Source organism: Salinivibrio sp. VYel1 (genome assembly GCF_009377945.1).
Taxonomy (GTDB): domain Bacteria; phylum Pseudomonadota; class Gammaproteobacteria; order Enterobacterales; family Vibrionaceae; genus Salinivibrio; species Salinivibrio siamensis.
Genome location: NZ_RSAM01000011.1, coordinates 61,814 through 85,622, shown reverse-complemented (window position 1 = coordinate 85,622; position 23,809 = coordinate 61,814). Strand labels below are relative to the sequence as shown.

Below are 23,809 nucleotides of genomic sequence, written 5' to 3'. Positions count from 1 at the left end.
TAGGCTAATCATACTCCTTCATCATGAGCTCGCTGCGTGCGCTTTCTCATCTTTCACTCTAATAGCGGAGTCAAGAGTCACTAGGCAGCGGTCTATTCGAAAACATATTGCGTATATCAGCCCCGACAACGCATAAATCGTAGTCACTATGGCAGCGGCTTTTATCCAAGGAAATGAGCTATCCTCTTGAGCTAAGGTGTGAAAGGTGGCGACAACTGTCAGTGCCGTTGGTAGCCACCCAATCTTTCTGATATTACCAAATATCATGCCCAACTTAGCATCAACGGCCCCTTTCTCCATTTCTATTCTTGCTTGTACATGCTTCAACTCTGAGTACTCAAATTTAGCTAGCTCTTGGGCAAGATCGTAATCAGATCCACTCGCTTCGGCTATTGCCTCAAAAGTACTTCTCACGGGTCTTTTCAAGGATTTGATGATTACTAATACAGCAGGGCCCTGCATAAAAAGAAGGCTAAGACCCAAGCACGCTAGAGATAATTGCTCATATTGGTGATTACTAGTTCTCGCCTCGATGAACAAGAATACAATTGACAAAATAGCAAGCAAAAAACCTCCCACCATTATTAAGAAGTCTTTTTTCCTGAATACAAAAGACCTGTTTACTTCCTTCGCTTTTTCATCCTGCTCCCATAGGTGACGATATATATCCTCGACGCTTTGCTCTTCCATTACTAATAACTCCAAAACTCTTTACTTGTACGATTAAAGATCAGCAGAACACTCAAGCCGCAACTCAGCCACCCTGGCCCGCTCAGCATCCACATAAGCAAGCCCGTACTCGGTCATAACACTCGTAAACTGTCGCAGGTAATTGCAACGATACGGCTGCACTTCAGGCAACCAATCATCCGGCCCCTGTGCACCCTTCTGCGAATTCAAACCGTCATCGACGATAATCAAGTTGTCCGGTTCATTAGCAAACCGCTCTTTCTCGCTGCGTGACCAATCCTGCCCGCCATGGCCATGCGCCCACTTCAGAGCGACGACATGGTCAATATCAACATCACTAGCCTTCGTATATATCTTGCCGGTGAACTGCCCTATCCAGCGACCGGTCTTAACAGTGCAATCACGATCATTAGTAAACGTTACAGGAGCCTCTGAACGCTCAATTAAAATCTCGGCGCGCGTATCCTGACAATCTCCATCATGATCAGACCAATGCGGCCAGTCATCGCGATCGTAAAGCTTACTGTATGCCCGGTTCTCTCGCTTGGCTTCATCGGTAGCTTGGCTCACAGCAGCTTTGACACCGGGGCCCGAGTAGTTCTTTGGTAACCGGCCACCGCTGTTTAAGCAAGCTTGAAGGGTATCGAAAGGGGTGAAGTTCTTAGTGCGGCTGTAAAAAGAGCTATGGGTGTCGTGACAGATGCCAGACTTGCTCTTCTTTACTGTGGACGCATCAGCATTGCCAGAAAGCAACACCAGGGGGAGTGCCAAAGATAGAATACAGAATAGATTTTTAGTCATGGTGTTATTCGTTCCATTAGAATTGACTAACAAATAACACATCGGCATGAGAGAAACAAAGACACGTGTCGAATCATTGCTTCTCAAGCCAAGCAAGGGAGTGACAAAGCAATCTCTTGCTTGGTATAGATAGCTTAAACCAGCTCAAGCATCTGGAACGGAAGGCCAATTGGGCCGATTAGTCATAACCCATGCCTGCAGCTTTCGCCTTGCAGAATCAGATCCGACATCGATAGATAAATAGTCACATATAGACTTCCAGGTCGCAAACCTCTTTTTCCCTTTAAGCTCAGGGACATCCATCACCCATTCGTGAGGCCTAGGAGAGGATTTCACCTTGGGTTTATCAGAGATAGAGCCCAGGATCTCCTCCAGTATCTTATCAGCCTCAGCTTTCTCTTTAGGAATAAGAGCAAGCAAGCGTAATAATGCTTCATTAAATGTAAGCTCCTCAAATGGTTCTTTTTTAACAAGCATTTCGATCCTAGATGCTATCTCGGCATCAACATAGTAGTTGGGCATATGTACCTCCTGCAAAGTTACAGATCATACAATACCACCAAAAATCTAGATTTCTAGTTTTTTCTAGATTCAAAATCAGGGTTGTGCCGTATTTTGTGATTGTTATCGCTATTGAGTACTACTACACCCCAGTAGTAGTACTACATATGCGGTCGTGCCTGCTAGGCTTATAGTACATATAGCGATGATAACGATCTATGCCAACTCCCCTTCGATTATCGATAACAGAAACGGCCACACTGCTCGATATGAGTGTACAAGCCGTCAGAGAAGCAGTATATGAGAAACGCCAACATGATGGTGTGTCATTCCCCCGCCCCATAATCATTGGCGCGGGCAAGTGGCAGTTTTGGCTTGAAGATGTTGTGATGTACAAAAAAGCGAGCAAGAAATAGTTTACCTGCCCGGTACTAGTCTATTCAACTAAAACAGCTTCTCCATAGGCAAATAAAATGGTTGAGTCGATCCCAAAAAAAGGGCGATATATGCTTGTTTCTAGTCTCACATTCACAACTGAATGAGCTCCCTGACTAAGCGCTCGCTCAAGTAACCCCTCAAAGGCCTGAGTAACTTTTTCTGCAGGCTCGCTTTGCGTAAAGGTTAAAGTGTATTCTATTACACCTAGGGATGCTTTTATCTCTCTTCCCGGAATGCAACTCAACGTGTAACAGCCAGGAACAAGCCCTGTATTTTTGCTTTTAAGTGACATTATTGCGCTGTCCTTCTGTCTATATTTTTCAGCCGCAGTAAAACGGTTAATGCCCCATGGTGCTACCTTTAAATTTATCCTGGCAAGATAAGCTATAGGTATGCCAGCTACAATACTATTTACTTATGCGGCTGCCTGTCAGTCAGTTTTTATAGCAGCAATAGTTTCCGCGTGGCTGGCTAACGAAGCCAGGAACGCTTTAATACTTGTCTCTCTGGTAATAGCGCTATAATCTCCACTTTCGATAGCACTTCTTGGTGACTTGATAACAGATGCTGCTGTGTAAAGATTTTTCTGCATTAGCCGGCGACAAAGAATGTCAAATCGATTCATATACGAAACACCATCGATAGCCGGATACTCATCTTTAGAATTTTTCGTATACAAAGTGTCTCGCTCTTTGGGGTTTAGCATAAACTCTTCCATGGCCCTAAAGTGCTTCATTTGAATTTGTACACTCGTACGAGTTTGCTGGCAGTCTTCAACTAAAATTAAATAACCTGTGAATAATCGCGTTAGCCCTTCGAAAGCGTTTTCTTCGAATGCTTCTTTTATATCTACTCCGCTACCAAGAGCCTCCTCGTTACGATTATTCGCATTTTTTCCGAAAGAGTCAGCAATTGACTTGAGCTCGATAGCGGCAATTAATGTGTCGTGGTCCATAATAATAACGTCCCAAGACTTTGTAGGCCGAAAGAAGCCTGGTAACTGTGCTTTTCTACCAGTAAGTACGATGGCCTCTGGCAATCCATGCCTCCGGACAACCCATGTTAGTAGCTCTACAAAAGCATCAAGAGTTTTTCCACTTCGAACGCCCTCTCTTTCCCTAACGCTCCAAAAGCTCTTCACTGCATCTGAAACGCGCTTTTCGTACCCTTCTAGGTTTAGTGCCATCTAAATACCTACTATAGATTTTTCTTTTTCATTCAATTCATAGACTTCACATGCTAATGACAAGAAGTCCATTTCCACCGGCTCCATTTGACCTGCAGCGATAAGCCGGTTTCTTAGATCCTCAGATAAGCTATTCCAGCGTGGCAATCTTAATTTTCTCAAGTGCTGAGCTTGGAAGCGAAGATATCCCTTGGCAATTTTTGTGCTATAGGTCGATATAAACACCTTTGTTATATTGGACAGCAGGATCACTCTTAGAGCGCTTAGGTCCCATTCGTCAGAACATACGTAGTAAATTGAATTATTTGGATAATATCTACCTTCATCGTAAATAACGACCGGCTCACTACTTATGTCAGGTATCAGTAGTTTCTCTGTCCTGGCTCGGTGTTCATAAACTCGATCAATTGTTTTATACCATCGCGTCGGATCTTTTTTCGCCACATGACGCTCGCAAAGTGCCTTTTTATGATTGTTGAGGTACTCTGATAATAATGGATAATCATCTAAGTCAACAAGGCCATTATCATCATAAGTGTTGATGAGATAACGCTCTTTCCATCGTATATCTCCATTCTTAATCTCATTTGCTGTAATCAAAGGCAAAAGCCTACTTTCTTCAATAACAGCGCCTACATGATCTGAGTTAACGATGTATACCTTATTGGCGCCAGTCGCTGCACCAATAAACACTTTGCACCCAGCGTCCTCCAACAGGGGAAATTTACTTTCCAACTTATTTACTAGTGCTACTTGGTCCGAAGAACCAAGCAACCAAGGTCGCTCACCGTTAACAACATCTCTTCTTACCTGAAGATCCGTACCCTCGCCTTGTAACGCAGCTACAGCTTTCTTTGCTTCTTTTTCAGAAAAGTCTGTTTCGTGCATTAAAACAGTTAAATCTCGTCGTTTCTTAACTATTTGAGTGATAGCAGGATACGTCATCACGGTTTTTTCAAAAGCTTCAACACCGTATAGATCAACAAATAACTCTAGTCCGAACGAGTCACTTATGAACTTTCGAAGAGATTTACCGTAAGTATTCTTTACCCAGCGATCTGTACAAATAAATGAGAGGCGGCCTTTTTTTTCAAGTACAGATAGACCTTTTTCGTAAAAGGGAATATATAAATCTGCACGATCTGTCATAGTGACAAATCTTTGCCGATAACTCCTCAATATGCCCTTGGGTATGCTTTCCACCCTTACATACGGTGGATTGCCGATAACATGCGTAAAACCTTGAGGTATATCAGCCTGCAGAAAATCTGCTTTTAAAAACCACTGACTTAACAAAAACTCGACTTCGGTGGAGTTGTAGCCATGACCAAACAGCAAGCTTGACACTTTCCGCTTAGCTATGTCTAGACTAATACCAACCATATCCACAGCAAGCAGCATGGGAGAGAGCTTATCTACGGATGGCCGTTGCTCATATACTGAGAGCAACCGTCGCACTATGGCGATTACAAACTCTCCCTCCCCACACGAAGGCTCCAATATGCGACATTGCTCTACATCCTCGGCAGTGTTTAGGCCAATTGCTGTTAGCATAAACTCAACTACTTCAGGGCGTGTATATATTTGCCCTTTATCCGAGTCAGATACCTCCCAAGCAGCAAGTTCCGCTTCTAAGCGCTGGTTCTCAAATTGAAATGCTTCTTGCATCTTTACCTGCCTAAAAAATTTATCACTAACAGCCTACCCTTGTGCATATGTTCACCAGCATAAATTTACATGCTACTTTTCACCGCACTCTTATAACTTTTGAGTAACCTTTCAAGATGTATTGCTCACTACGTGTCATCAAGCTCGTCTAAAATCTTGCTAGAGCACTGCCGCGTTAAATCGTGGAGATATGCTGTCAAGCTTACGATTCTGTGGGCGTCCTATCAAGGCAAAATGCAATATAAAACAACGCCAGATAATTAAATGGCGGCAACGCATACAAACGCTATCAAGCTTGCACATCCTTCAGCGTCCGATAGGCGGGTAAGCTATTACGGGTTTAGCCTTCCGTGAAGTTATGTTAGCGAGGTCGCATGGAATAGATTCAATGAAACATTACCAACTGGAAACTGTACAACTAAACACTATCACGTTTAAACTCGCTGACACTCCAGCTAGCTCAATAAGCATTCACAAACTAAGCAGCGGGCATCATTGAGAACTATTGCGTACCTTCTATCCTATCGATGAAGTAAGATACCATCGACAATATGGCAAATACCCAATATCGGCTGGATATAACCAGCCGACGCATACAGTGGTAAACCGTCAATAATAAGAGGACACGCCAGAGTTCTATCACACGATAAACTCATATTCTTCTTGCATGTCCAATTTATTGCTATAGCTCTCACTCACTCTACCTGAAACTTTGCACATCAATTGATAATTGACTGGTGCATCTTTTTCAATTTTTTCTACTGTTAAATCCACATAATCTGAAATATTTAAAAGCTTTGCGATGTCTTTGGCTAAATATCGAGGGCAATATCCAACAATTTCAGCTGGGTTATCAGCACGAATGATAACTGCATTTTCATCGTGCTTATTTTGACAATCTAAACATAAAGATAAAGCCTCTCCAGCCTCTAATGTCTCTACTCGCTTCTGTGCCGATCTTGTTAAATAACTTAAACCATGAACAAAGAAAAAGTGTTCAAAACTGCCATCTTTTCTAGTGGAGATCTTCCTAAACATTTGCATCCTATCAGTACTTCTAAGTCCACCCGATCTTGCTAAAATGTTGATTGGGGTGGCTTCTTCCTCAGAAAGACCTAACCATTTAATAAATCTAGGGTATTCTGGCCGCTTACTAGATAACACTCTATTTTGAAATAGCGGAAATAATTCAGAAGATACATATGACTTATACAGGTCCTCCATTCCACTAAATGGAACGAATTTTTCCGCATACAATGCGCCTTTGGTATAATGAAACTCGTACCCATTAGAAATTCGAGTTAATGCACCAATCACATACCAGTCCCTGGAGTCCGGTGATTGCCACGCCAAGTATACTGCCTCATGCTCGTTCATCTTCTAATAACCTTTTTTTATTTTCAATCACCATTTTAAAAGAAAACTCTTTAGCCAATTCAGATATAACTTCCGCCGGTATTCGATTAAAAATATCAAAAATATCATCATCATTAATTGAAGCTAATTTCCCAAGCCAATAGTCTTTTGTTCTAGCTCGTTTATCAACCGCGTGAAAAAATGCTTCATTTGTAAATAGTGGCTTTTTATCTGTTTTTAGCTTAAAAAGCTCAGACCTTGCTCTACGAACAAACTTGCCAACACCTCTATTAATGTCTTTGGTTGTTAAACGCTCGTGACGCTCCTGATCGAGCAACTCTCTCCCAAGACTCGCTGCATGATCATAGGTTTCGCATAAAAACTTCTCTTGCGTATCAACATTCATCACTATTGCCCAATTTTCATGATGTCGATCTTGGTTACTAATTAATGCATCTAGCAACAAGTATCCACAGAATACATCTCCCGCATTGAGATTATTATTACCTTCCCAACTCTTAGGTGGATTTACACCATCAAGACAACCAAGAACTCTACTGACAGTATGCTGCTTAACTCTAACAAACTGCTGTGTATCACCAAACGGTTCTGGGTACGTCGAAGGACTATCTTTGTGTAGAACTTCGTTACCCATAATCATTCGATACTGCTCAGGCACAGCATTGGGAGTTACAATCCCATACCGCTCATTCATCTGAGCCATTTCATACTTCACATGGGGAATTCCCAGCAGCTTGCATAGTTCTTCCGCGACTTTCTCAGACCAGTGCTCTCCAGTGTTTTCACGCGAGTATTTAAAAAGCCACTGAACATTTCCACCTTTAAAACTAAACCAAAATTTTTCTTTCGTGCCTAGCTGTTCAAGATCGTCAGGATTAACATTGAGCCTTTTAATTTCAAACACTACAAACCTTTTCATAAAAAATTAAATTGGTAGAATTACCAGCAATATCAAGCAATTATAATATGCTCTCAGTTTCTACCAAGGGCCGTGAACTAAACCGCCCTCAACATCCATGTACAATAATTCCATATGTTACATACAGCTAAAACTCCGGTACAACCCGAACAGCTCAGGGGTTATAAGCCATACAAAGCCCTTGAGCTATAGCTTATCAGACCTCAGGAAAATATATAGTGTTTAACCACGTAAAATGTTACGAGCAGCGCGTTTATGGTATATCCATAAAGGCTTGTTCATTTCCCTCATAAATTAGATACTTACTCAACGCATGCGCCGCCTCATCATGCGCAACATCAAGCCTCCACAATGTCTGCGTAAACAATGGCTCCAACTCGTCCCGCCAAAGCTTCTCCGACATTCGCACCCCATTACTCCGCAGTATTTTTCTCAAACCATCCGCAGTCAGTCGTAACGCACCACGCCCTTCACATGCGCCACAGGCATTCATCTTCACTTGCCCCGTCCCAGCGCATTTCGGACACTTAGTGCTCTTGGCCGCCTGCTTCTCTGCGTATGTATCAAGCCGCGCCCGCTCTGCCTCGACAAGCTCATTCAGCCGTGCAATCTCGCCCTGATAATGCTTCTGTCTAAACTCACTCGTCGCGGCCAGCTCCTGCTTCTCTGCTTTCGCTATGCTCAACTTGTAGCCACGAATAAGCCGCTTGCTGCGCTTAGCTTGCTCACTGTGCGACTTCCATAGCGTCTTAAGTTTCCGCGCCTGGCCAAGCGTCGGCGTACCATGAAACGCATCTATCGCGGTCACTACGATATGCTTGCCCAGGTCTTTACGGACATTCTCTCCCTGCTTGAGTTCGTGAAGCAGTCGTTGCTCAATCCGCTCCCGAGCCTGCGCATCATCAAGCCACCGCCACATGATCGCGTCACTGCCCAAAGGATGTCCACGCTGCAACTTACCCAGCACGCCTAGTATCACATCACCAGTCAGTGTCTGGCGCCCACGTTGCATGCTTGGTGTCTTCTCCAAATGCATACGAATAAACAGTTCTAGTCCTTGGCTCATGCGGCACCTCCTAATGTCGGCCCCTGCAATTGGCCGGTTAAGTATTCAGTAATCAGTGTTTTCATTTCATCTGCGCTGTAGCAGTAGACGAATAGATAGTTTTGGCTCGTCAATCGCATTTCCCACTTGCGCTGGTCGTCGCTAATACGTCCACCATTCGGCTCTTTTGCTTCGATTCGCAGGCCGTGATAGTCACAAGCCGCTACATCGAGAATGTAATCCGGGTAGCCGGGCTGACCGCCAAGGCGATAGAAGTCGGCTCTCGCTTTCTTGCCGCGTTTGCCTTCGTTTGGCACATGCGTCAAGAAATCACCCACGGTAATGCCAGCGATCACGGTCTTGCGCGCCCAGCGTACCAACTCTGCACACTCTTCGGTTTCAGCTTCGCGACGGACTTTCTTCACGTTGCCGCCCTGGTGCTTAATCCGCCCCAATTTGCGCTCTAGGGAATACACGTTGTCATCAAACATACTTAGCCCCCTTAATCTCAATAACGCCGTCACGTACGCGACGCATCAGCGTGATGTGCAATGCGCGCAGCATGTACTGCTCACGCTCGCCTGGTTCGAACTCGTATCCAATTCGTCCATCGATAGCATCATGACAAGCAGAGCACGCATCAACGCCCCAAATGTCGTCCGATTTGTACGCCATGCCATGGGTTTCGCTTGGCAAGTGCGCAAACACGACAGTTTCCGGGTTGTAATTGCACACGCCAACAATCTGCAATGCGCACTGCTGTCCGCGAGCTCCGTCGGTAAGTTTCTTGCTGCGTAACGCCGGTGCTTTCGCTTTCATACAAACCCCAGCAATGTGTTCACCGCATGATCCACGTCGGCTTCACTTTCAAAATGCCCATGCAGTATGTGATTCCAAATGACAGTTAGTGACGCGGTGTAGAGCTCGTCGAACTCGCGCTCGTCCATACGCGCAAAGCTGATCGATTTAGCTTCACGCTTAACGGTCCCGTTCGGTAACGTCACGGTTTTGTAGAAACCAGCTTCGGCCACTACCCACTTCCGATAAGCCTCGAAGCTCTTCTCCACTTCGATATTGGCGCGCTTCGCTGCCATAGCATCCAGATAATTGCTAGCCAGCTCTTGCAGCGTCTGCTCCGCGCCGCCAATCTTTGAAAGCTCCTTCGCAAACCGACACACAAGGTTGCGCTCATGCGGCGAGATAGCCCCACCTTTTGGCGTCCAGTAGTCAAAGCCAAGATTCAGCAGCGCAAAATATTTCCTGTGAAACCGCGGGTTACGATTCTCTTTAAAGTGCGCTTCAAGCACCGTACCGACGCGCTTTTTGTCGATCAGCGATTTATCGTCATCAGTGAGCGGCATCAGCGTGCCGCCTTGTAACTTAACAAGAGACAATTGCATCAGTCGTAGTCCCTCTCATTCCCGCAGAAGAACTTACCCAGCCACAGCACGTAACCGACTAGAGCAATCACAGCCCAAACAGCAAGACCTATTTCTTGTGCTGTCATGCCGCCTCCCGCTCTGCTTTCTCTTCCAGCCATGTGACAGGCACCAAACGGTAAACATGCACAATCGTGCCGCGTTCGCTCGTGTAGTACGTTCGCTGTTTTACTAGGCCATGTTTACAGGGACTGACTTCGCGCAGCCTTGCCGAAATCGCGGCTTGCGTATCCGGCGTATCGGGAAAGAAATATTGAATATCCGCTTCGATTTCTCGAAGCGTTTTCCATGCTGATCCGCGCGCAATCGTTGCCACCCTGCTGAACTGCGTGCCTTGTTTGAGCCGATATTTGCCCGACTTCACCCACCTAGCGGCATGCCTACGAATCGCCATCATTTCTTTGAGCGGCGTTCGCATCGGATGTTTTTCGATTAATGCCATTGGTCGTTACCTCACTTGTACTGCGTATCGAGTGGCACCACGCGGTTTTCAGCGCGTTGTGGATACTGACCCACGTAAGCGCCCCCGCGTTTTGTGATCACCGCGATATCTTCGAGCTTGCCGTTTGTGCCAAACCGTGCCGCGATTCCTCTGACAAACGGCATCATGCCGGCTTCGGTCAAAAGCTCGGCTGTTAGCTTGCGGTCATGCTGCATAGCCAAGCCTTGCGCGCTCGATATCGATGTAACGCGCCACCACCTTTTCTGTTGGCATCAACATGTGAATGCCAAAGTAGAAGCCACGTAATTGGGCGAATTGGCACATCACCATCGCGTTATCGCGCCCTTGCACGCCGCGTTTTTGCCAGCCACGAACGGTCACCTCCGATTTACCGGTGCAACCAGCAATTTCTTTGATTGCTTGTGCTTTGTCAGAACTGTGCAGTGATAGCAGGCGCACGTATGCTACAAAGGCATCCGCCGCTAGCTCTGCGCGCATTTCTTCGTGATTAGGCTGCATGGGCACCTCCAGAGATCAGCTTGCGTGTTTCAATGAGCGCCTTTGGAGCTGACTCGTTGCGGCTGCCACTCTTGTACACCAGTCGGCATGTTTCTCGCTGACCGATAATCAGTGGCGGATCAACGGGAAACCCCGCCTGTGCGTTGCCCATTTCAGCTATGCCGATAAGCTTTGACGGATAGCTTTGCGGCTGATGGAACAAGTAAGTGCGATAGCGGTTTTCAAACTCCTTCGCCACAAACTTGAGCTCGTCTTCTGGCCGTTGGCAGATTGCCGGCCAGCCGCCCATGTCGTGGATCACGGCGTGAATTAGCGCATCATCAAACACAATGGAGTTTTGCCCACCAACAGAGCCGATGGCTTTGCTGACTTTGGCCCATGCGATCAGCGCTCGGTCATTACTCGTGCCACCCATCAGCTTGATAAGATCCGCAGGTTTCGGTGCAAACTGGCCGTTGTCCGGGTTTTGCGTATGTCGAGACAGCGCTTCTAACACTGCGCTTAGGTCGTAGTGCTTCAGCGCTTCCCAGTACACACGTAGAACGCCCTTTGACGTCTCGCGGCCATACACGGCGAGGACGTCAGTGAGCGCAGTGGCAAATTGTTTTCGGTCGTTGCTAGTCATTTGGTCGTTACCTCGTGTTTTACTTGTGGTCGTACACGTTTCCGCAGTGGTTTTCCCCTAGCCACTCGTCAACAGCGCTGCGGTTTCGCTGTTCGAGTTGAGCTTGCTTACCGCCAGGTTGCGTGGCGTAGTTCTCAAGCCAGGCGACTTCAAAGCCCTGCCATCCCCGTTCAACACAAATTCCCAGAACGTCATCGACGGTGAGTCCGAGACGTTGGTTTGCATCGGTGATTTTTTTGCCGAGTCGGTTAATCACGGTCTGGGTGATGGGAGCCCGTTTTTTGTCTCGAAGGGTTTTCCAGTCTTTGAAAACATCCCGAGAGGGTTTGCTAGGCCAAGTCGAGAAGTCCAGCGCAGACTTGCGCGTATTATTGTTGTTCGGATCTGTGATCGGATCTGTGTTCGGATCTGTTATGGATTGGGCGGTTCCGCCCTGTGGATTGGGCGCATCCGCCCCGTGGTTTGGGCGATTTCGCCCAATGGATTGTGCGGTTTCGCCATTTCGATTGGGCGATTCCGCCATAACGGTTTTTGCGGCTTCAATCAGTGATTCAAAGTTGATTTTAAAGTGCGTTGTTGGTGCGCCATTAGCACGCCTAACATGGGTTTCAATCACGTCAGAGTGCAATGATTTAGCTTTGGAAATAGCACGCTTCACCTGGTCTCGGCTAAGCTCCAGTTCATCAGCTAACTCGACCTGACTTTTATAAAACCACCCGCCCTTTTGACTGGCACGATTCGACCAGAAAATAAGCTGACTCAGCACAGCGGCAACGGTGTAGTTACCCCCGCACATACGAACAACAATGCGTGATATAGACAGGTTTGCGCCCTGCCCCAGCAGCTCGGCTATGATGGCGTGATCTTTCATTAGTGCAGCCCCTGCCATTCGTTAACTTTTGGCATGCAAACGTAGTTATCAGGCCCCGTCATTACAGGGTCTGAGATTGACTTGATGGTGAGAGATAAGCGCATTTGATCGGGACGAACGCCGCGGCGATTAGCCGCAGCGTTAATCACTAGCTCACTAAAGGCATCGTGAGCATCTAGGTTTTCTATCTTGCGCTCTCCTCGGATGTACTGCATGAGAACGTTTTTCACAGATCCTCCTCGCGACGAAGTAGCTCCAAGCGGTGATCAGCTGGCGGGATATGGCAGAATTCGCCATCAATCGGCTCAGGTTGATACTTAGCGCGCTTGTCGATTTCAGAGAAAAAGTCGAGTTCAGGTTGGCCTTGGTCGCGCCACGCAGCCATAACATCACTGCGTAAAAGAGGGTCTTCAGCCAGCAAGTCGATAATCGCGTCAATCAAAATCACGTTTGATAAAACGGCTTTGGGCTGGCCGAGTTGCTTGCTTAAAAGAGTAAGCAAGTCATTCTCATGCTCAGTGAAGCGTACTTTGACCTGGCTGTCTCGAACGTCCTTCATCGATAAGCCAGGCTTGCCAATCAGCCGATTCTGCTCCAGCTGGTCAAGCCGCTTGTGAATATAGGTTTTGGTCATTGGTCGTTACCTCGTTATTGGTCGTTGGTTTTTCTAAAACAAGCCTAAGGCCCTTCATATCCCTCTGATATGTCGTAGGGTTGTACTGATAAGGGATGTCGGGACTTAGATGGCACAAAAGCGCAACGCGCTCTGGTACTTTTCTCTTCCAGTGCGCAGCTCGTTCGACGCCAAAGGCTTTGGCAATGGCGGCTTCGGAACCATAAACGCTCAACAAAATGTCATAAAGATTGCTTTTCATCTCTACCTCCCACACCAATAGTAATTTTAATTACCTAAAAACTCAATCTTTGTGACGTAATAAAAAAAAGTAATAAATGTGGCATTCTGTCCGTGACAGTAATTAATTAAAGAAATAAAAAACTTAAGAGAGTTGACGATGACTATTGGCGATCGGGTAAAGCAAAGGCGAGTGGAGCTCGGGCTGACACAAGATGAGCTGGCGAGACGCGTTGCCAAACGTTTACCGGAGATGAAGTTCAGCCGAATCTCAATATCTAACCTTGAGCTGGGTATACAGAAAGGGGTTAAGGATAGGGTACTGGTCGCACTTACCTACGAGCTAAACTGCCGGGCTCAGTGGCTAGCTTTTGGAGATCTGCCCGTAGAAGAACAAGATTCCATCCAATCAAATGTATCTCCGGGCCCCAAAGTTGAGCAAAAGTGCCCGCTGATCAGCTGGGTTCAGGCTGGCGCATTTACAGCTATCAATGAGTATCCAGAGCAAGATTACGAATACTACCCTTGCCCATCTAGGTGTGGACCTCGAACATTCATATTGACTGTTCGCGGCGACTCAATGCTTGACCGATTTTGTGAGGGAGATCTAATTTATGTCGATCCAGATATCGTCGAGCCCGAGCATGGTAAGTTTGTAGTTGCTCAGCTTGAAGAGTCTAATGAAGCGACCTTTAAGCAATTACAGATCATTGATGGGCAGAAGATACTCAAAGCACTTAATCCCAACTATCCGCCAGATATGAAATATATAAAGATTAACGGTAACTGCCGGTTGGTCGGAACTGTAGTTGCCCACGTTCGCCCAGTTTAGGTCACACCCCGCCTAGAAATCATAGATAAACCGCGCTTGCGGTTTTTTTTACCTCATAGTGTCATTATAATTACCCAAAGTAATTTATATTACGAAAAATAGTTTGACTTTATTGCGTAATTAATATTACCATCCTTCCATCGCATTAGCGCAGAGCAATTAACGTTACGTACGAGGTAGTTAAGCCTAATACGAAAAAGCCCCGCACAGAGGCGGGGCCAGTTCGGGGAAGTGCAACGACCAAATCACACTTCCCAACCGCTTTCGCGGCTTGAGGTAACAACCAATCTCTACTGAAGAGCATTGGATTGAGGGGTTAACGACCAAGAAAACCCGCACAACATGAGGATTGTAACATGATTTCAGGCATTGATAACCATTACGACGCTCAACTCGCAGAGCATACAGACAAGCTCGACCGCCAAGATGCTCGCGCCAATGAACTTAAGGCATTCATTGAGGATGGCAAAGACCGAATCTTGGGCAATAGAGAGTTCTGTGGCCTATCACTCAGTGACTTTGGCTCTTTCTACTTCGGCGACTTCCAAGAAGGAAAAGCTGCCGACGGCCTACTCAAGTTTTTGATGGACTACGACCCCGACGCGCCACACGTCATGCAAAAGCTACTTGGTTTACAAGCATTCGCATACAGCGCTCTAGATTCGTTCATTGAAGAACATCGCCAGCGCATCGAACAAGCATTCGACCAGCTGCCTGCCCAGGCCGCGTAATCAAATAAAAAGGTAACGACCATGACACAGCTAGCAACGACTGGCGGGTTTTCGCTCACCCCGCAATCACTCGACGAAGCCATGCGAATGGCGGATTTAATGGCCAACTCTGAAATGGTGCCAAAGGATTATCAGGGTAAACCTGGCAACGTACTCGTCGCCGTGCAGATGGGCGCAGAGCTTGGCCTTCAACCGGTACAAGCGCTTCAAAATATCGCCGTAGTCAATGGCCGCCCCTCAGTATGGGGTGATGGACTTCGCGCTTTGATTATGTCAGCCCCTGATCTCATTGATATTCGCGATGAGTTTGATGAAGGGACCATGACAGCGCGTTGCATCATCGTGCGACAGCGCAACGGCAAGAACATTGAGTTCGTGGGCGAGTTTTCAAAACAAGATGCAGAGCAAGCTGGCCTATGGGGGCGCAATACCTGGAAAGCCTACCCCAAGAAAATGCTTGAATGGCGGGCATTTGGCTTCTCGGCACGGAAAGCCTACGCGGATCGCTTACGTGGTATCAGCCTTGCGGAAGAAGTTCGCGATATCCCAGCTCAAGCTGAGGAGAAAGAGGTTAACCCTACCCCCAAACATGAAGCGGAGCTAGAAAAACCTGAATATCCGGCTGCGCACTTTGAGAAGAACTTCGAGGCATGGGCCAAGGCAATTACCGAAGGCAAAACCACCGCCGAAGCGATTATCGCCAAGATAACGTCGAAGGGCACGCTAACCGATGCGCAGATGCAAGCCATCCGCAATGTTGAAGCACAGGAGAATGCAGCATGATCACCATTAATGTCACTCAAGGCTCTGCGGAATGGCACGAGCTACGCGCTACTAAAATGACCGCGAGCGAAGCGCCTGCGATGATGGGCGATAGCAAATACCTAACACGCGCTAAATTGCTTCACCAAAAAGCGACAGGCGAAGTGCCAGAGGTGACCCCAGCGCAAAAGCACATTTTTGATAAAGGTCACGCAGCAGAAGATGCAGCGCGCCCACTGGCTGAAAGCATTATCGATGACGAGCTATTCCCAAGCACTGCAATCAGTGATGAATACGACTGGATGCTAGCCAGCTTTGATGGCGTCACCATGCTGGATGATGTGGTTTTTGAGCACAAATTGTTAAACAAGCAGCTGATTCAAGATGTGCAAAACGAAAGCCTAGACCTGCATTACATTTGGCAGCTAGAGCAGCAGCTGTTGGTGTCTGGCGCAGAGAAAGCAATCTTTATGTGCTCGGACTTAACTGACGGCAGCGAGCCCGTTGAAGGCGAAAACTACGCTTACTGCTTTTACGAGTCCGATCCTAAACGCCGTGAAGCTTTGGTGGCGGGCTGGCATCAGTTCATGAAAGATCTTTCTGAGTACCAAGCGCCGGAAAAGGTCGAGGAAGCAGAGGCGGAGCCAATCCGCGATCTGCCAGCCATCCGCTATCAGATGAATGGCCTAAAACTGGACTCCAATCTTCCAGAGTACAGAGCCGCCGCCGAAAAACTGGTTGAGGACTCTAAAAAACCACTGAAAACCGATCAGGACTTTGCTAACGCCGAAGCGCTTGTAAAAGTATTCAAAAGCGCAGAGGCGAACATCAAGACAATCAACCAGCAGGTGCTGGGTGAAGTGGCTGACATTGATCAGTTCACCAAAGATCTCAACTACATCGGCGAGCAAATCCGTCAAGCGCGCCTTGCTGCAAACAAACAGGTTGAAGAGCGCAAGAAAGAAATCCGCAAAGAAATCCACGATGCCGCAGATCGTCAAATTAGTGACTACGAACGCGCCATAGAAGCGGAGCTCAACGCTCCCACTCCGTCTATTGCCGTCTCCATTGCTAACGCGCTCAAGGGCAAGAAAAAGCTAGATAGCCTGCAAGATGCCGCAAATGATGCCGTCGCCAAAGCCAAGATTGAGTTAGATAGCTATGCCGAAGTTGGCCGCCAAAACAAAGCCTTCCTTGCTGAGCACGGATCCGATCACTTGTTCCTATTTAACGACTGGGCACAGCTTGCATTCACAGACCCGGCAGCCTTTGAGGCGATTGTCGCCAAGCGCATGACTGATCATCAAAAAGCAGAAGAAGCGCGACTAGAGGCAGAGCGCCAACGCATTCGCCAAGAGGAAGCACGCAAGGCTGAGGAAAAGGCACAAGCCGAAGCCAAGGCTAGCGCCGAGCAAGCGGCAACCACTCAGCAGGCTCCCGTACAAGCGCAGCAGCAAAATACAGCCCCTGCCATGCGCAAAGCCTCAGATATTAGCCAAGGCCCAAGTACCAAGCAGCAGCTAGAAAACAGCATGGTTTCCATCTCAATGCGCGAGTACCGCCACTTGCAGCAGTGTGAAGCAGAGCTGGACGCACTCAAAGCCCACGGAGTTGATAACTGGTCTGGTTATGACGATGCCATGGCATCACTGAACGACCGCGCAGCATAACAATGCCCGCCCCTGGCTTTTCAGGGGCATCTATAAGCGCATTGCCCACAGTGTGCTTTTAGATATCGCTCTTTAACAATTTGGAACGCAATGGAATACCAAACACAGACTGTCAGTAAACAAGAGGCGGCAGAGCTGGTTGAGTTATACCGACGGCGAGGCACAAAAGTGGACGTGCATTATACAGGCGAACAAGCACTGATCATCGTTCACCAAGCTGGCAAACCAAAGCGGTATACGCACCACCTTTACCGCCGCAACCATTAATCAAGAGGTAATGACCATGACCGATGAAACGGAAAAGAAACCAGAGTACGACCGAGTAACCAACTTCCCCAAACTGATGCAAGACATCGATGGTGGGGTTGTCGCTAACGTACTCGGGCTTGCTCTATCTAACGTGGGCCGCGCAGTGGCAGCGGCCAACAAACAGGGCGAAGTCACTATCAAGCTGAAGTTAAAGCCGGGCGGTAGCAGTGATAACTCATTCTTAGATGTTATCGCGGGCATCACCGTGGACGAGCCAAAGCTCAACTTCGGTAAGAAAAAAGAGGACTTCCAGTATCGCTCAATAGCATACGTCGGAAAAGGCGGGAAGCTGACCTACGACCGCCCTAAAGAAGATGTTAACGGCCAAATGGCTTTCGATGAACCACGCAAACTCAAAGAGGTGCGCTAACCATGATGGACAAATCCGCAATCACGCAAATTCAAACCCTGGGCTCTGCACCAGAGCTGCTTAAGCAACTGACAGGTACTGGTTTCCCGGTTGCTGCCCTACCCGAGAATTTCAATCTTCACTCTCTTGAGCAATACATGCCGCACCGCAACCAATTCCGCGGGGTGATGAAAAGCAATCACATCGATGAGTTCATCAACTATGCAATCAAGTACGAGCAAGACGGCGCACAGTGCTTTATTGACCCTGACGTGATGACCGCAGAAGCCATTTTCGACCTGGGCACCCAAGCAGAGCCTGGACATTGTAAGCACCAGGCGAAACTCAAGCTAAAACCCACGGCAGACTTCCGAGCACTCAAAGAAATCGACGGTGAGCGTAACGCACAGAAAGTGCTTGCCGAATGGGTTGAAGATTACAGCGGAAATTTGCAGGCGTTCGAATCTAACGGAACGCCTATCGACATTTCCGTCGCCAGCGCAGCTGTTCGTAACATGACATTTGAGCATAAGCGTGGCGGTGATTCTTCCGTTGAAGATTTTAGCGCCAGTCAGTCTGAATACGAGTCGATGGCGATCCGCACCAAAGAAGAGTACCCGATGCCGGCAGTATTCAAGTTCACGTGTATCCCCTATCACGGGCTGTCAGAGCGCAGCTTTGAGTTACGCATGAGCGCTATCGGTAACCAAATCCTAGTGCTGCGCATCAAAAAGCTCGAAGCGCACGTGGAGGCCATGGGCGAAGAGTTCAAAGGCATCATCATCGACAAGCTGGCCAGCGAAAACGCTAAACACATCAAGACGTTTATCGGCCAATTCGCAAGCTAAGCCAAACCTGGGGCTCCGGCCCCTTTTCAAACGACCGACATGAGGTAACGACCAATGACCACACCATTTTCAGCACGACTACATCAAGCTCGCATTGACGCCGGGATCACTCAAGTATCTGTGGCCAAGCAGCTCGACTGCGCCCGTCAAACCTATCTAGATCTTGAAACGGGAAAGACAGAGCCGCGGCTGAGCAGCATCGAGGCGCTATCCAAAATTATTGGCGTCGATAAAAACTGGCTTGCGTTCGGCGAAAGCTCTGGCGAGGCCTATCAGCCAGCAATTATCAATATTGATGGCACTAAATACGTGCGTCGCGAGCAAGCTGCGTGAGGTGCCCAATGAGTAAAAAGACGAAAAAGCGGAACAAAAAATTCAACGCACTAACATCGTTTCGCCGCCTTGCTAGCGCTACAACTCATAATCTGGCTGTTGCGTGGGTTCAAGGCGAGAACAAAGAGAGCAGTGTCTTCAATTTGAAGAATGGTAAGCGCGAGAAGGTAACTCGCATGATGGCTCAGGCGCTTGGCGAAGCGCCTCACCAGTGGACGATATTGCTTGCAGTTTTCTGCCGCCGCCAAGATGGCCAAGAGTACGCCAAATACTCTGAAGTGCAGACAGGCGCGAACTATTACGAGAGCGATCTGATTGAAGCGATGCGAGAGCATCAGGATGCACTTATCGCACAACAAAACCCTGAGCACTTTATCTCCGCGGGGTATATGGCATCGCCTCATCCCATTGAATTCGACGAAAAGCAGGCCGGCAAAATTTTCGCGAGCATGGGCGGATGGGATTGCCTTTCGAAATGGGAAGCCAGAGAGCTTGGATTGCTCAACGAGGAGGCGGCATGAGCTACAAACTGATTTACGCAGATCCACCATGGCGCTATCGAGATAGCGCGAACTCAGGCAAACGCGGCGCCAAGCATAAGTACCCGGTGATGAAGTTAGAAGATTTAAAACGCTTGCCTGTGTGGGATTTGGCTGACGAGCAATGCCTTCTTGCGATGTGGCATGTGCCAACAATGCCGATGGAGGCCGTCGAACTTTGTCACGCATGGGGATTCCGCTTGATGACAATGAAAGGCTTTACTTGGCATAAGATTCACGCCAAAAGCGGCAAAGACTGCATGGGCATGGGCCATCTGACCCGAGGCAATTCTGAGGATATGCTCTTTGGCGTGAAAGGCAAGCTACTAGAGCGAATGGACGCCGGGATCATTCAGCATGTAACTGCACCACGCGGGCAGCATAGTGAGAAGCCGGCGGTGTTTCGCGATTTACTCACAGAGCTAGTTGGTGATGTACCGCGGATAGAGCTGTTTGCTCGTCAAAACATTGAGGGGTGGGATTCCTGGGGGAATGAGTGTGAGTCTACTGTAAAGCTTGTCTGCACAACCTTTGATCGGTCTGCAACACCGAGCTTTCTGTGACATGCGTGCACTCTTGACAAGCTAACTGATTTGAAAAGACCTTCATTTTAAGCCATAATCAACAAAATTTTGTACAAAGGTGGTCAAATTGCTTACTAAACTCCTATTCAGTAACTTTTACTCGTTCGCAGAGGAGCAGGAGTTGTCATTTGAAGTCGGAAGAAAGCCTTCCGCTTCTTATTATGACATTGATGCACCATCTGGAGAGCGTGTTAATAAGGTAGCGGCAGTCGTTGGTGCCAATGGCGCCGGCAAAACCCAATTCCTTCGTCCATTAGCTTTTTTAAGCTCATTCATTATTGATTCGGCTTTTGATCTCAAGCCGGATGAGGCTATCCCTTTTATTCCACATCAACTATTTAGAGATAAGCCAACTTCCTTTGAGCTTCATTTTACACTAGACGAGCAGGAGTATAAGTATATTATCTCACTGACTAGGAAGTGTATAATTAGTGAAGCTTTGTACAAAAAAACAAGCCGAAGTTTTTCATATGTTTTTGTCCGCGATCTGGATGATAATGGAGGCTATACATTTAAGCAGAAAGGTTTTGGTTTTTCTGTCACACAAGGAAAAAAAGTAAGGCAGAATGTATCAGTAATATCAGCGGCATACCAACAGAACGTATCTACCGCTAATGATATATATGAGTTTTTCAAAAAATTTGTTTCTAACCTTACATTCAGAGGTCGTAGACATTTTCATGAGGCTGCAATAGTAGAGGTCGCCGAGTACCTAAGAGATAATGAAACATTAATGGATATGGTGCACCAGGCTATATTCGATCTCGATCTTGGAATTGATGACATTGAATATAAAGAGCATACTTTTAACGATGAAAGTGGGAAAGAAATAACATTTCCTTTTCCATATGCTGTACATAAATGTGAGAATGGTGCTTTTTCTCTACCTCTTTTTGAAGAATCAAGTGGAACAAAAGCCCTCTTCGTGCTTTTAAGACGAGTTGCTCCCGTGTTGCAATTTGGGGGCATTGCAGTACTAGATGAGATTGACAACGATCTTCATCCACACATGCTTCCCGTTATTTTAGATTGGTTCAAGCACAAAGAAACCAATCCTAATGACGCTCAGTTGATATTTACTTGCCACACTCCAGAGGTCTTGAATATTTTAAAGAAGCATCAAGTCTATCTAGTGGAGAAAGAGAACTTAGCAAGTGAAGCATGGAGGCTGGATGAAATGGTCGGCATTAGAGCAGATGATAATCTTTATGCTAAGTACCAGGCAGGCGCGCTAGGTGCAGTACCAAACGTTTAGGGAGAGATAGCAGCATGTCGAAGCCAAAACGAAGAGCTGGCCGAAAAAGTCGCAGGGTTAGCGTCACATCTTTATTGATTGTTGGGGAAGGAGTCCACGATAGAGCATTCCTAAATCACATGAAAGGCCTTTACGATGATAGGCATAACGGCCAAACCATCAAGGTTGAATCATCTGACGGGGGGTCACCAGGGAGTATTATTAGAGCAGCGTGTAAACAAAAAGAGGCGGCCTATGATCGACGCTTTATTCTCATGGATGATGATGTAGAGATCACAGAAAAAGACTGGGCGTATGCTAGAAAACGCGGTATAGAAATCATTATCTCCAAGCCTGTATGCCTCGAAGGTATGCTGCTATCTGTTTTGGGACAAAGAGCGGGAGATGATGGTTCTCAGTGCAAATCCGCACTGAGGCCATACTTGGGAGGCTCGCCAACCAACAAAGCAAGTTACGAAAGGTCATTCCCCAAACCTGTTCTCGATGAAACAGATAAAGAGGAGATAGTGAAATTGAGAGCTCTAATGTCTAATTCGACTCAATAAGATGCTGTCACAACGGTCGGCAAATCATTAGCTCTTCTAGTCTAAAAAGCGGCCCTAACCTCCAGAGGTCGCTACTCGGACAACAAAGCGGACAAGAATGTTATCCCTCTCCCGCGAAAAGTAGGAATCCCTCATGCCCGAACAAACATTAAGCTTTAATTGGTCTAGCCCGACAACTAGTGAAAAGCTTCCGCCAGACACTCTGGACAGAGCTCGATATGCCTCATTCTTACATAATTACCTGGTAGATGTAGCAAAAAGCGGGGGCTATGTTCTTAATTTAAACGCTAGTTGGGGAGCCGGAAAGACCTTCTTCATCAAGCGGTGGGTGGATAGCATTGAAGATACTCATCCTGTAGTTTACATAGATGCATGGAAGCAAGATTATTCAGATGATCCGATGCTGACTGTCGTGTCATCTCTAATCAATGCTTTTGAAGGTCAGCTTCCCGCGGGAAATCAATCAATCAATAACATCGCTCAAAAATCCGCTAAATTCATGAAAACTGCCGCGCCTATATTAACCAGAGCGTTGTTTAAAAAAGCCACTGGCATCGATCCCGATGCATTTTCAAACACAGAGGATACTTCCGAAATCCTGCATTCTGACCATATTGATGACGTGGATTTCTCAGAAGTTGTAAGTGATTCTGCGGCCAAGCTAGCCAAGCTCTTAGTCAATGAGCATAACGAAAAGCTCCTTTCAATTCAGCACTTAAGGGAGGAAGTCAAGAAGTTAGTTGAGGCCGTAGTGGCACATCGGGATAATATTAAGTCACCAGCATTCGTGTTTATCGACGAATTAGATCGCTGCCGCCCTAGCTATGCCGTTGAAATGCTCGAAGTCGTCAAGCACTTTTTCGAGCTAAATAAAATTGTTTTCATCATAGCTACGAATACAGAGCAGCTTCAGCACACAGTCAAGGCAGTATATGGTGAAGACTTTGATGCTCAGACATATTTAGGTCGTTTTTTTCGCCGTCGTTATTCCTTAAGTGAACCATCGACACTGAACTTTATCGAGACAATGATTGGAAGTAGTGTAACTATACAAACCCACTGGAGCGAGCATATACCATCAATCACTAAGCCTAGACACCTCGCCCGTATTATTTTCGAGGTTGCGGACTACTACAAACTCTCACTGCGAGAAATCGAGCAGCTTAGCGATAAACTATTAGCTTGCCTTTATCATGCGGATAAAAGCTTTAATCCATCTCTCTTGCTGATACTCTTTGTTATCCGAGACAAAAACTATACGCTTTACAAGCACTGGATTGAAGCAAAGTCTGAAGAGGATTTTCTTCCCAATGGAACTGAAGAATCAGATCTTTGCGAGGGGGAATTCGTCTATTACTTTGCACCCGAGGATGAAAAGCTTTACCCGGGGGGGTCTAACAATGGTAGAGGTACAATTAAACATCACCTGTATTCAATACTAAGCAAATTGAACAAGTTTACTGAGCCTCTGAGTTACCAACCCATATTCCCTTATCCAATGGATTATCCCGACTCTAGCATTTATAGGATTCACGAACACGCTAATTATTTTCTCGAGCAGGGCTTATTCAATCTTACCGCAACGAAAAAGGATTATCGTGATTGGGTAGAGCTATCGGTTTCATTTGACCGATAGATATGACACTCCAGCCCCTTCCATAACTGCATGGTGCGACTT

34 protein-coding genes are annotated in these 23,809 nt (G+C 46.9%); 14 read left to right on the top strand and 20 right to left on the bottom strand.

Features of this window, described 5'->3' with window-relative positions; translation table 11 throughout:
• Nucleotides 1–21: 21 nt before the first annotated feature.
• The 3 genes from EHW58_RS11615 to EHW58_RS11605 form a co-directional block, all read right to left on the bottom strand.
• Entirely contained in the window at nt 22–690 is a 669-nt protein-coding gene (locus EHW58_RS11615; RefSeq protein ID WP_152796560.1) for a hypothetical protein, read from the bottom strand.
• Nucleotides 691–723: 33 nt separating this feature from the next.
• The gene (locus EHW58_RS11610; protein ID WP_152796558.1) at nt 724–1,491 is read right to left on the bottom strand and encodes an HNH endonuclease family protein; all 768 of its coding nucleotides are present in this window, start codon (nt 1,489–1,491) and stop codon (nt 724–726) included.
• A gap of 144 nt (nt 1,492–1,635) precedes the next feature.
• Complete coding sequence (locus EHW58_RS11605) at nt 1,636–2,013, bottom strand: hypothetical protein (protein ID WP_152796556.1); 378 nt, start codon at nt 2,011–2,013, stop codon at nt 1,636–1,638.
• Between the two features lie 197 nt (nt 2,014–2,210).
• On the opposite strand from EHW58_RS11605, the gene EHW58_RS11600 reads away from it, so the two are divergent.
• Nucleotides 2,211–2,408 carry a hypothetical protein gene (locus EHW58_RS11600; RefSeq protein WP_152796553.1) on the top strand — a complete coding sequence of 66 codons (198 nt, stop codon included), beginning with the start codon at nt 2,211–2,213 and terminating at the stop codon, nt 2,406–2,408.
• Nucleotides 2,409–2,428: 20 nt separating this feature from the next.
• Here EHW58_RS11600 and EHW58_RS11595 read toward each other — a convergent pair whose 3' ends face one another.
• The 17 genes from EHW58_RS11595 to EHW58_RS11515 all read right to left on the bottom strand — a co-directional run bounded on the left by EHW58_RS11595 (nt 2,429) and on the right by EHW58_RS11515 (nt 13,396).
• The gene (locus EHW58_RS11595; RefSeq protein WP_152796551.1) at nt 2,429–2,722 is read right to left on the bottom strand and encodes a heavy metal-binding domain-containing protein; all 294 of its coding nucleotides are present in this window, start codon (nt 2,720–2,722) and stop codon (nt 2,429–2,431) included.
• 138 nt (nt 2,723–2,860) lie between these two features.
• The gene (locus EHW58_RS11590; RefSeq protein WP_152796549.1) at nt 2,861–3,616 is read right to left on the bottom strand and encodes a PaeR7I family type II restriction endonuclease; all 756 of its coding nucleotides are present in this window, start codon (nt 3,614–3,616) and stop codon (nt 2,861–2,863) included.
• Nucleotides 3,617–5,284, bottom strand: coding sequence for a TaqI-like C-terminal specificity domain-containing protein (locus EHW58_RS11585; RefSeq protein ID WP_152796547.1), 1,668 nt, complete (start codon nt 5,282–5,284; stop codon nt 3,617–3,619). It lies immediately after the preceding gene.
• A 639-nt stretch (nt 5,285–5,923) separates the two neighbouring features.
• Nucleotides 5,924–6,661, bottom strand: coding sequence for an HIRAN domain-containing protein (locus tag EHW58_RS11580; protein ID WP_152796545.1), 738 nt, complete (start codon nt 6,659–6,661; stop codon nt 5,924–5,926).
• Nucleotides 6,648–7,565: a hypothetical protein gene (locus EHW58_RS11575; protein WP_227986314.1), complete on the bottom strand. Its 918-nt coding sequence runs from the start codon at nt 7,563–7,565 to the stop codon at nt 6,648–6,650. Before EHW58_RS11575 ends, EHW58_RS11580 begins: the two co-directional genes overlap by 14 nt.
• Before the next feature lie 268 nt (nt 7,566–7,833).
• Entirely contained in the window at nt 7,834–8,646 is an 813-nt protein-coding gene (locus EHW58_RS11570) for a TIGR02642 family protein (RefSeq protein ID WP_152796541.1), read from the bottom strand.
• A complete protein-coding gene (locus tag EHW58_RS11565; RefSeq protein ID WP_152796540.1) occupies nt 8,643–9,116 on the bottom strand; it encodes a VRR-NUC domain-containing protein in 474 nt (157 codons plus the stop codon). Before EHW58_RS11565 ends, EHW58_RS11570 begins: the two co-directional genes overlap by 4 nt.
• Nucleotides 9,109–9,444 (bottom strand): nuclease domain-containing protein, encoded by a 336-nt coding sequence (locus EHW58_RS11560; RefSeq protein ID WP_152796538.1) that lies wholly within the window; start codon nt 9,442–9,444, stop codon nt 9,109–9,111. Before EHW58_RS11560 ends, EHW58_RS11565 begins: the two co-directional genes overlap by 8 nt.
• Nucleotides 9,441–10,025, bottom strand: a complete 585-nt coding sequence (locus EHW58_RS11555; RefSeq protein ID WP_152796536.1) for a DUF1367 family protein — start codon at nt 10,023–10,025, stop codon at nt 9,441–9,443. Before EHW58_RS11555 ends, EHW58_RS11560 begins: the two co-directional genes overlap by 4 nt.
• 103 nt (nt 10,026–10,128) lie before the next feature.
• Complete coding sequence (locus EHW58_RS11550) at nt 10,129–10,506, bottom strand: hypothetical protein (protein WP_052708100.1); 378 nt, start codon at nt 10,504–10,506, stop codon at nt 10,129–10,131.
• Between the two features lie 11 nt (nt 10,507–10,517).
• A complete protein-coding gene (locus EHW58_RS11545) occupies nt 10,518–10,721 on the bottom strand; it encodes a hypothetical protein (protein WP_152796534.1) in 204 nt (67 codons plus the stop codon).
• Entirely contained in the window at nt 10,711–11,025 is a 315-nt protein-coding gene (locus EHW58_RS11540; protein WP_152796532.1) for a hypothetical protein, read from the bottom strand. The genes EHW58_RS11545 and EHW58_RS11540 overlap by 11 nt, the downstream gene beginning before the upstream one ends.
• On the bottom strand, nt 11,015–11,650 hold the full coding sequence (locus tag EHW58_RS11535; RefSeq protein ID WP_152796530.1) for a DUF6475 domain-containing protein: 636 nt from the start codon (nt 11,648–11,650) through the stop codon (nt 11,015–11,017). Before EHW58_RS11535 ends, EHW58_RS11540 begins: the two co-directional genes overlap by 11 nt.
• 19 nt (nt 11,651–11,669) lie before the next feature.
• Entirely contained in the window at nt 11,670–12,521 is an 852-nt protein-coding gene (locus EHW58_RS11530) for a hypothetical protein (protein WP_152796528.1), read from the bottom strand.
• Entirely contained in the window at nt 12,521–12,751 is a 231-nt protein-coding gene (locus EHW58_RS11525; RefSeq protein ID WP_077459545.1) for a hypothetical protein, read from the bottom strand. Before EHW58_RS11525 ends, EHW58_RS11530 begins: the two co-directional genes overlap by 1 nt.
• The gene (locus EHW58_RS11520; protein WP_152796526.1) at nt 12,748–13,155 is read right to left on the bottom strand and encodes a hypothetical protein; all 408 of its coding nucleotides are present in this window, start codon (nt 13,153–13,155) and stop codon (nt 12,748–12,750) included. The genes EHW58_RS11525 and EHW58_RS11520 overlap by 4 nt, the downstream gene beginning before the upstream one ends.
• Nucleotides 13,124–13,396 (bottom strand): hypothetical protein, encoded by a 273-nt coding sequence (locus EHW58_RS11515; protein WP_152796524.1) that lies wholly within the window; start codon nt 13,394–13,396, stop codon nt 13,124–13,126. Before EHW58_RS11515 ends, EHW58_RS11520 begins: the two co-directional genes overlap by 32 nt.
• 138 nt (nt 13,397–13,534) lie before the next feature.
• Between EHW58_RS11515 and EHW58_RS11510 the strand changes: the two genes are divergently transcribed.
• From EHW58_RS11510 to EHW58_RS11455, 13 genes are all read left to right on the top strand, one after another.
• Nucleotides 13,535–14,206: a S24 family peptidase gene (locus EHW58_RS11510; protein WP_152796522.1), complete on the top strand. Its 672-nt coding sequence runs from the start codon at nt 13,535–13,537 to the stop codon at nt 14,204–14,206.
• A 356-nt stretch (nt 14,207–14,562) separates the two neighbouring features.
• Nucleotides 14,563–14,937 (top strand): hypothetical protein, encoded by a 375-nt coding sequence (locus tag EHW58_RS11505; RefSeq protein ID WP_152796520.1) that lies wholly within the window; start codon nt 14,563–14,565, stop codon nt 14,935–14,937.
• Nucleotides 14,938–14,958: 21 nt separating this feature from the next.
• Nucleotides 14,959–15,720, top strand: coding sequence for a hypothetical protein (locus EHW58_RS11500; RefSeq protein ID WP_152796518.1), 762 nt, complete (start codon nt 14,959–14,961; stop codon nt 15,718–15,720).
• On the top strand, nt 15,717–17,369 hold the full coding sequence (locus EHW58_RS11495) for a lambda-exonuclease family protein (RefSeq protein WP_152796516.1): 1,653 nt from the start codon (nt 15,717–15,719) through the stop codon (nt 17,367–17,369). Before EHW58_RS11500 ends, EHW58_RS11495 begins: the two co-directional genes overlap by 4 nt.
• Before the next feature lie 90 nt (nt 17,370–17,459).
• A complete protein-coding gene (locus EHW58_RS15700) occupies nt 17,460–17,636 on the top strand; it encodes a hypothetical protein (protein ID WP_194163223.1) in 177 nt (58 codons plus the stop codon).
• A 16-nt stretch (nt 17,637–17,652) separates the two neighbouring features.
• The gene (locus tag EHW58_RS11490) at nt 17,653–18,048 is read left to right on the top strand and encodes a hypothetical protein (protein WP_152796514.1); all 396 of its coding nucleotides are present in this window, start codon (nt 17,653–17,655) and stop codon (nt 18,046–18,048) included.
• A gap of 2 nt (nt 18,049–18,050) precedes the next feature.
• Entirely contained in the window at nt 18,051–18,875 is an 825-nt protein-coding gene (locus EHW58_RS11485; RefSeq protein WP_227986313.1) for a DUF2303 family protein, read from the top strand.
• Nucleotides 18,876–18,929: 54 nt separating this feature from the next.
• A complete protein-coding gene (locus tag EHW58_RS11480) occupies nt 18,930–19,208 on the top strand; it encodes a helix-turn-helix transcriptional regulator (RefSeq protein ID WP_152796512.1) in 279 nt (92 codons plus the stop codon).
• A gap of 176 nt (nt 19,209–19,384) precedes the next feature.
• Nucleotides 19,385–19,729: a hypothetical protein gene (locus tag EHW58_RS11475; protein WP_152796510.1), complete on the top strand. Its 345-nt coding sequence runs from the start codon at nt 19,385–19,387 to the stop codon at nt 19,727–19,729.
• Entirely contained in the window at nt 19,726–20,310 is a 585-nt protein-coding gene (locus EHW58_RS11470; protein ID WP_152796508.1) for an MT-A70 family methyltransferase, read from the top strand. The genes EHW58_RS11475 and EHW58_RS11470 overlap by 4 nt, the downstream gene beginning before the upstream one ends.
• A 142-nt stretch (nt 20,311–20,452) precedes the next feature.
• Nucleotides 20,453–21,586, top strand: coding sequence for an ATP/GTP-binding protein (locus EHW58_RS11465; RefSeq protein ID WP_227986312.1), 1,134 nt, complete (start codon nt 20,453–20,455; stop codon nt 21,584–21,586).
• A gap of 14 nt (nt 21,587–21,600) precedes the next feature.
• Nucleotides 21,601–22,131, top strand: a complete 531-nt coding sequence (locus EHW58_RS15695; RefSeq protein ID WP_194163222.1) for a hypothetical protein — start codon at nt 21,601–21,603, stop codon at nt 22,129–22,131.
• 133 nt (nt 22,132–22,264) lie between these two features.
• Nucleotides 22,265–23,767, top strand: a complete 1,503-nt coding sequence (locus EHW58_RS11455; protein ID WP_152796504.1) for a P-loop NTPase fold protein — start codon at nt 22,265–22,267, stop codon at nt 23,765–23,767.
• The last annotated feature ends 42 nt before the right edge of the window (nt 23,768–23,809 follow it).

Bases quoted from the DNA above. Each gene is read 5' to 3' on its own strand.
- EHW58_RS11615 (WP_152796560.1), bottom strand. From the start codon at position 690: ATGGAAGAGCAAAGCGTCGAGGATATATATCGTCACCTATGGGAGCAG.
- EHW58_RS11610 (WP_152796558.1), bottom strand. From the start codon at position 1,491: ATGACTAAAAATCTATTCTGTATTCTATCTTTGGCACTCCCCCTGGTG.
- EHW58_RS11605 (WP_152796556.1), bottom strand. From the start codon at position 2,013: ATGCCCAACTACTATGTTGATGCCGAGATAGCATCTAGGATCGAAATG.
- EHW58_RS11600 (WP_152796553.1), top strand. From the start codon at position 2,211: ATGCCAACTCCCCTTCGATTATCGATAACAGAAACGGCCACACTGCTC.
- EHW58_RS11595 (WP_152796551.1), bottom strand. From the start codon at position 2,722: ATGTCACTTAAAAGCAAAAATACAGGGCTTGTTCCTGGCTGTTACACG.
- EHW58_RS11590 (WP_152796549.1), bottom strand. From the start codon at position 3,616: ATGGCACTAAACCTAGAAGGGTACGAAAAGCGCGTTTCAGATGCAGTG.
- EHW58_RS11585 (WP_152796547.1), bottom strand. From the start codon at position 5,284: ATGCAAGAAGCATTTCAATTTGAGAACCAGCGCTTAGAAGCGGAACTT.
- EHW58_RS11580 (WP_152796545.1), bottom strand. From the start codon at position 6,661: ATGAACGAGCATGAGGCAGTATACTTGGCGTGGCAATCACCGGACTCC.
- EHW58_RS11570 (WP_152796541.1), bottom strand. From the start codon at position 8,646: ATGAGCCAAGGACTAGAACTGTTTATTCGTATGCATTTGGAGAAGACA.
- EHW58_RS11565 (WP_152796540.1), bottom strand. From the start codon at position 9,116: ATGTTTGATGACAACGTGTATTCCCTAGAGCGCAAATTGGGGCGGATT.
- EHW58_RS11560 (WP_152796538.1), bottom strand. From the start codon at position 9,444: ATGAAAGCGAAAGCACCGGCGTTACGCAGCAAGAAACTTACCGACGGA.
- EHW58_RS11555 (WP_152796536.1), bottom strand. From the start codon at position 10,025: ATGCAATTGTCTCTTGTTAAGTTACAAGGCGGCACGCTGATGCCGCTC.
- EHW58_RS11550 (WP_052708100.1), bottom strand. From the start codon at position 10,506: ATGGCATTAATCGAAAAACATCCGATGCGAACGCCGCTCAAAGAAATG.
- EHW58_RS11545 (WP_152796534.1), bottom strand. From the start codon at position 10,721: ATGCAGCATGACCGCAAGCTAACAGCCGAGCTTTTGACCGAAGCCGGC.
- EHW58_RS11540 (WP_152796532.1), bottom strand. From the start codon at position 11,025: ATGCAGCCTAATCACGAAGAAATGCGCGCAGAGCTAGCGGCGGATGCC.
- EHW58_RS11535 (WP_152796530.1), bottom strand. From the start codon at position 11,650: ATGACTAGCAACGACCGAAAACAATTTGCCACTGCGCTCACTGACGTC.
- EHW58_RS11530 (WP_152796528.1), bottom strand. From the start codon at position 12,521: ATGAAAGATCACGCCATCATAGCCGAGCTGCTGGGGCAGGGCGCAAAC.
- EHW58_RS11520 (WP_152796526.1), bottom strand. From the start codon at position 13,155: ATGACCAAAACCTATATTCACAAGCGGCTTGACCAGCTGGAGCAGAAT.
- EHW58_RS11515 (WP_152796524.1), bottom strand. From the start codon at position 13,396: ATGAAAAGCAATCTTTATGACATTTTGTTGAGCGTTTATGGTTCCGAA.
- EHW58_RS11510 (WP_152796522.1), top strand. From the start codon at position 13,535: ATGACTATTGGCGATCGGGTAAAGCAAAGGCGAGTGGAGCTCGGGCTG.
- EHW58_RS11505 (WP_152796520.1), top strand. From the start codon at position 14,563: ATGATTTCAGGCATTGATAACCATTACGACGCTCAACTCGCAGAGCAT.
- EHW58_RS11500 (WP_152796518.1), top strand. From the start codon at position 14,959: ATGACACAGCTAGCAACGACTGGCGGGTTTTCGCTCACCCCGCAATCA.
- EHW58_RS11495 (WP_152796516.1), top strand. From the start codon at position 15,717: ATGATCACCATTAATGTCACTCAAGGCTCTGCGGAATGGCACGAGCTA.
- EHW58_RS15700 (WP_194163223.1), top strand. From the start codon at position 17,460: ATGGAATACCAAACACAGACTGTCAGTAAACAAGAGGCGGCAGAGCTG.
- EHW58_RS11490 (WP_152796514.1), top strand. From the start codon at position 17,653: ATGACCGATGAAACGGAAAAGAAACCAGAGTACGACCGAGTAACCAAC.
- EHW58_RS11485 (WP_227986313.1), top strand. From the start codon at position 18,051: ATGATGGACAAATCCGCAATCACGCAAATTCAAACCCTGGGCTCTGCA.
- EHW58_RS11480 (WP_152796512.1), top strand. From the start codon at position 18,930: ATGACCACACCATTTTCAGCACGACTACATCAAGCTCGCATTGACGCC.
- EHW58_RS11475 (WP_152796510.1), top strand. From the start codon at position 19,385: ATGATGGCTCAGGCGCTTGGCGAAGCGCCTCACCAGTGGACGATATTG.
- EHW58_RS11470 (WP_152796508.1), top strand. From the start codon at position 19,726: ATGAGCTACAAACTGATTTACGCAGATCCACCATGGCGCTATCGAGAT.
- EHW58_RS15695 (WP_194163222.1), top strand. From the start codon at position 21,601: ATGTCGAAGCCAAAACGAAGAGCTGGCCGAAAAAGTCGCAGGGTTAGC.
- EHW58_RS11455 (WP_152796504.1), top strand. From the start codon at position 22,265: ATGCCCGAACAAACATTAAGCTTTAATTGGTCTAGCCCGACAACTAGT.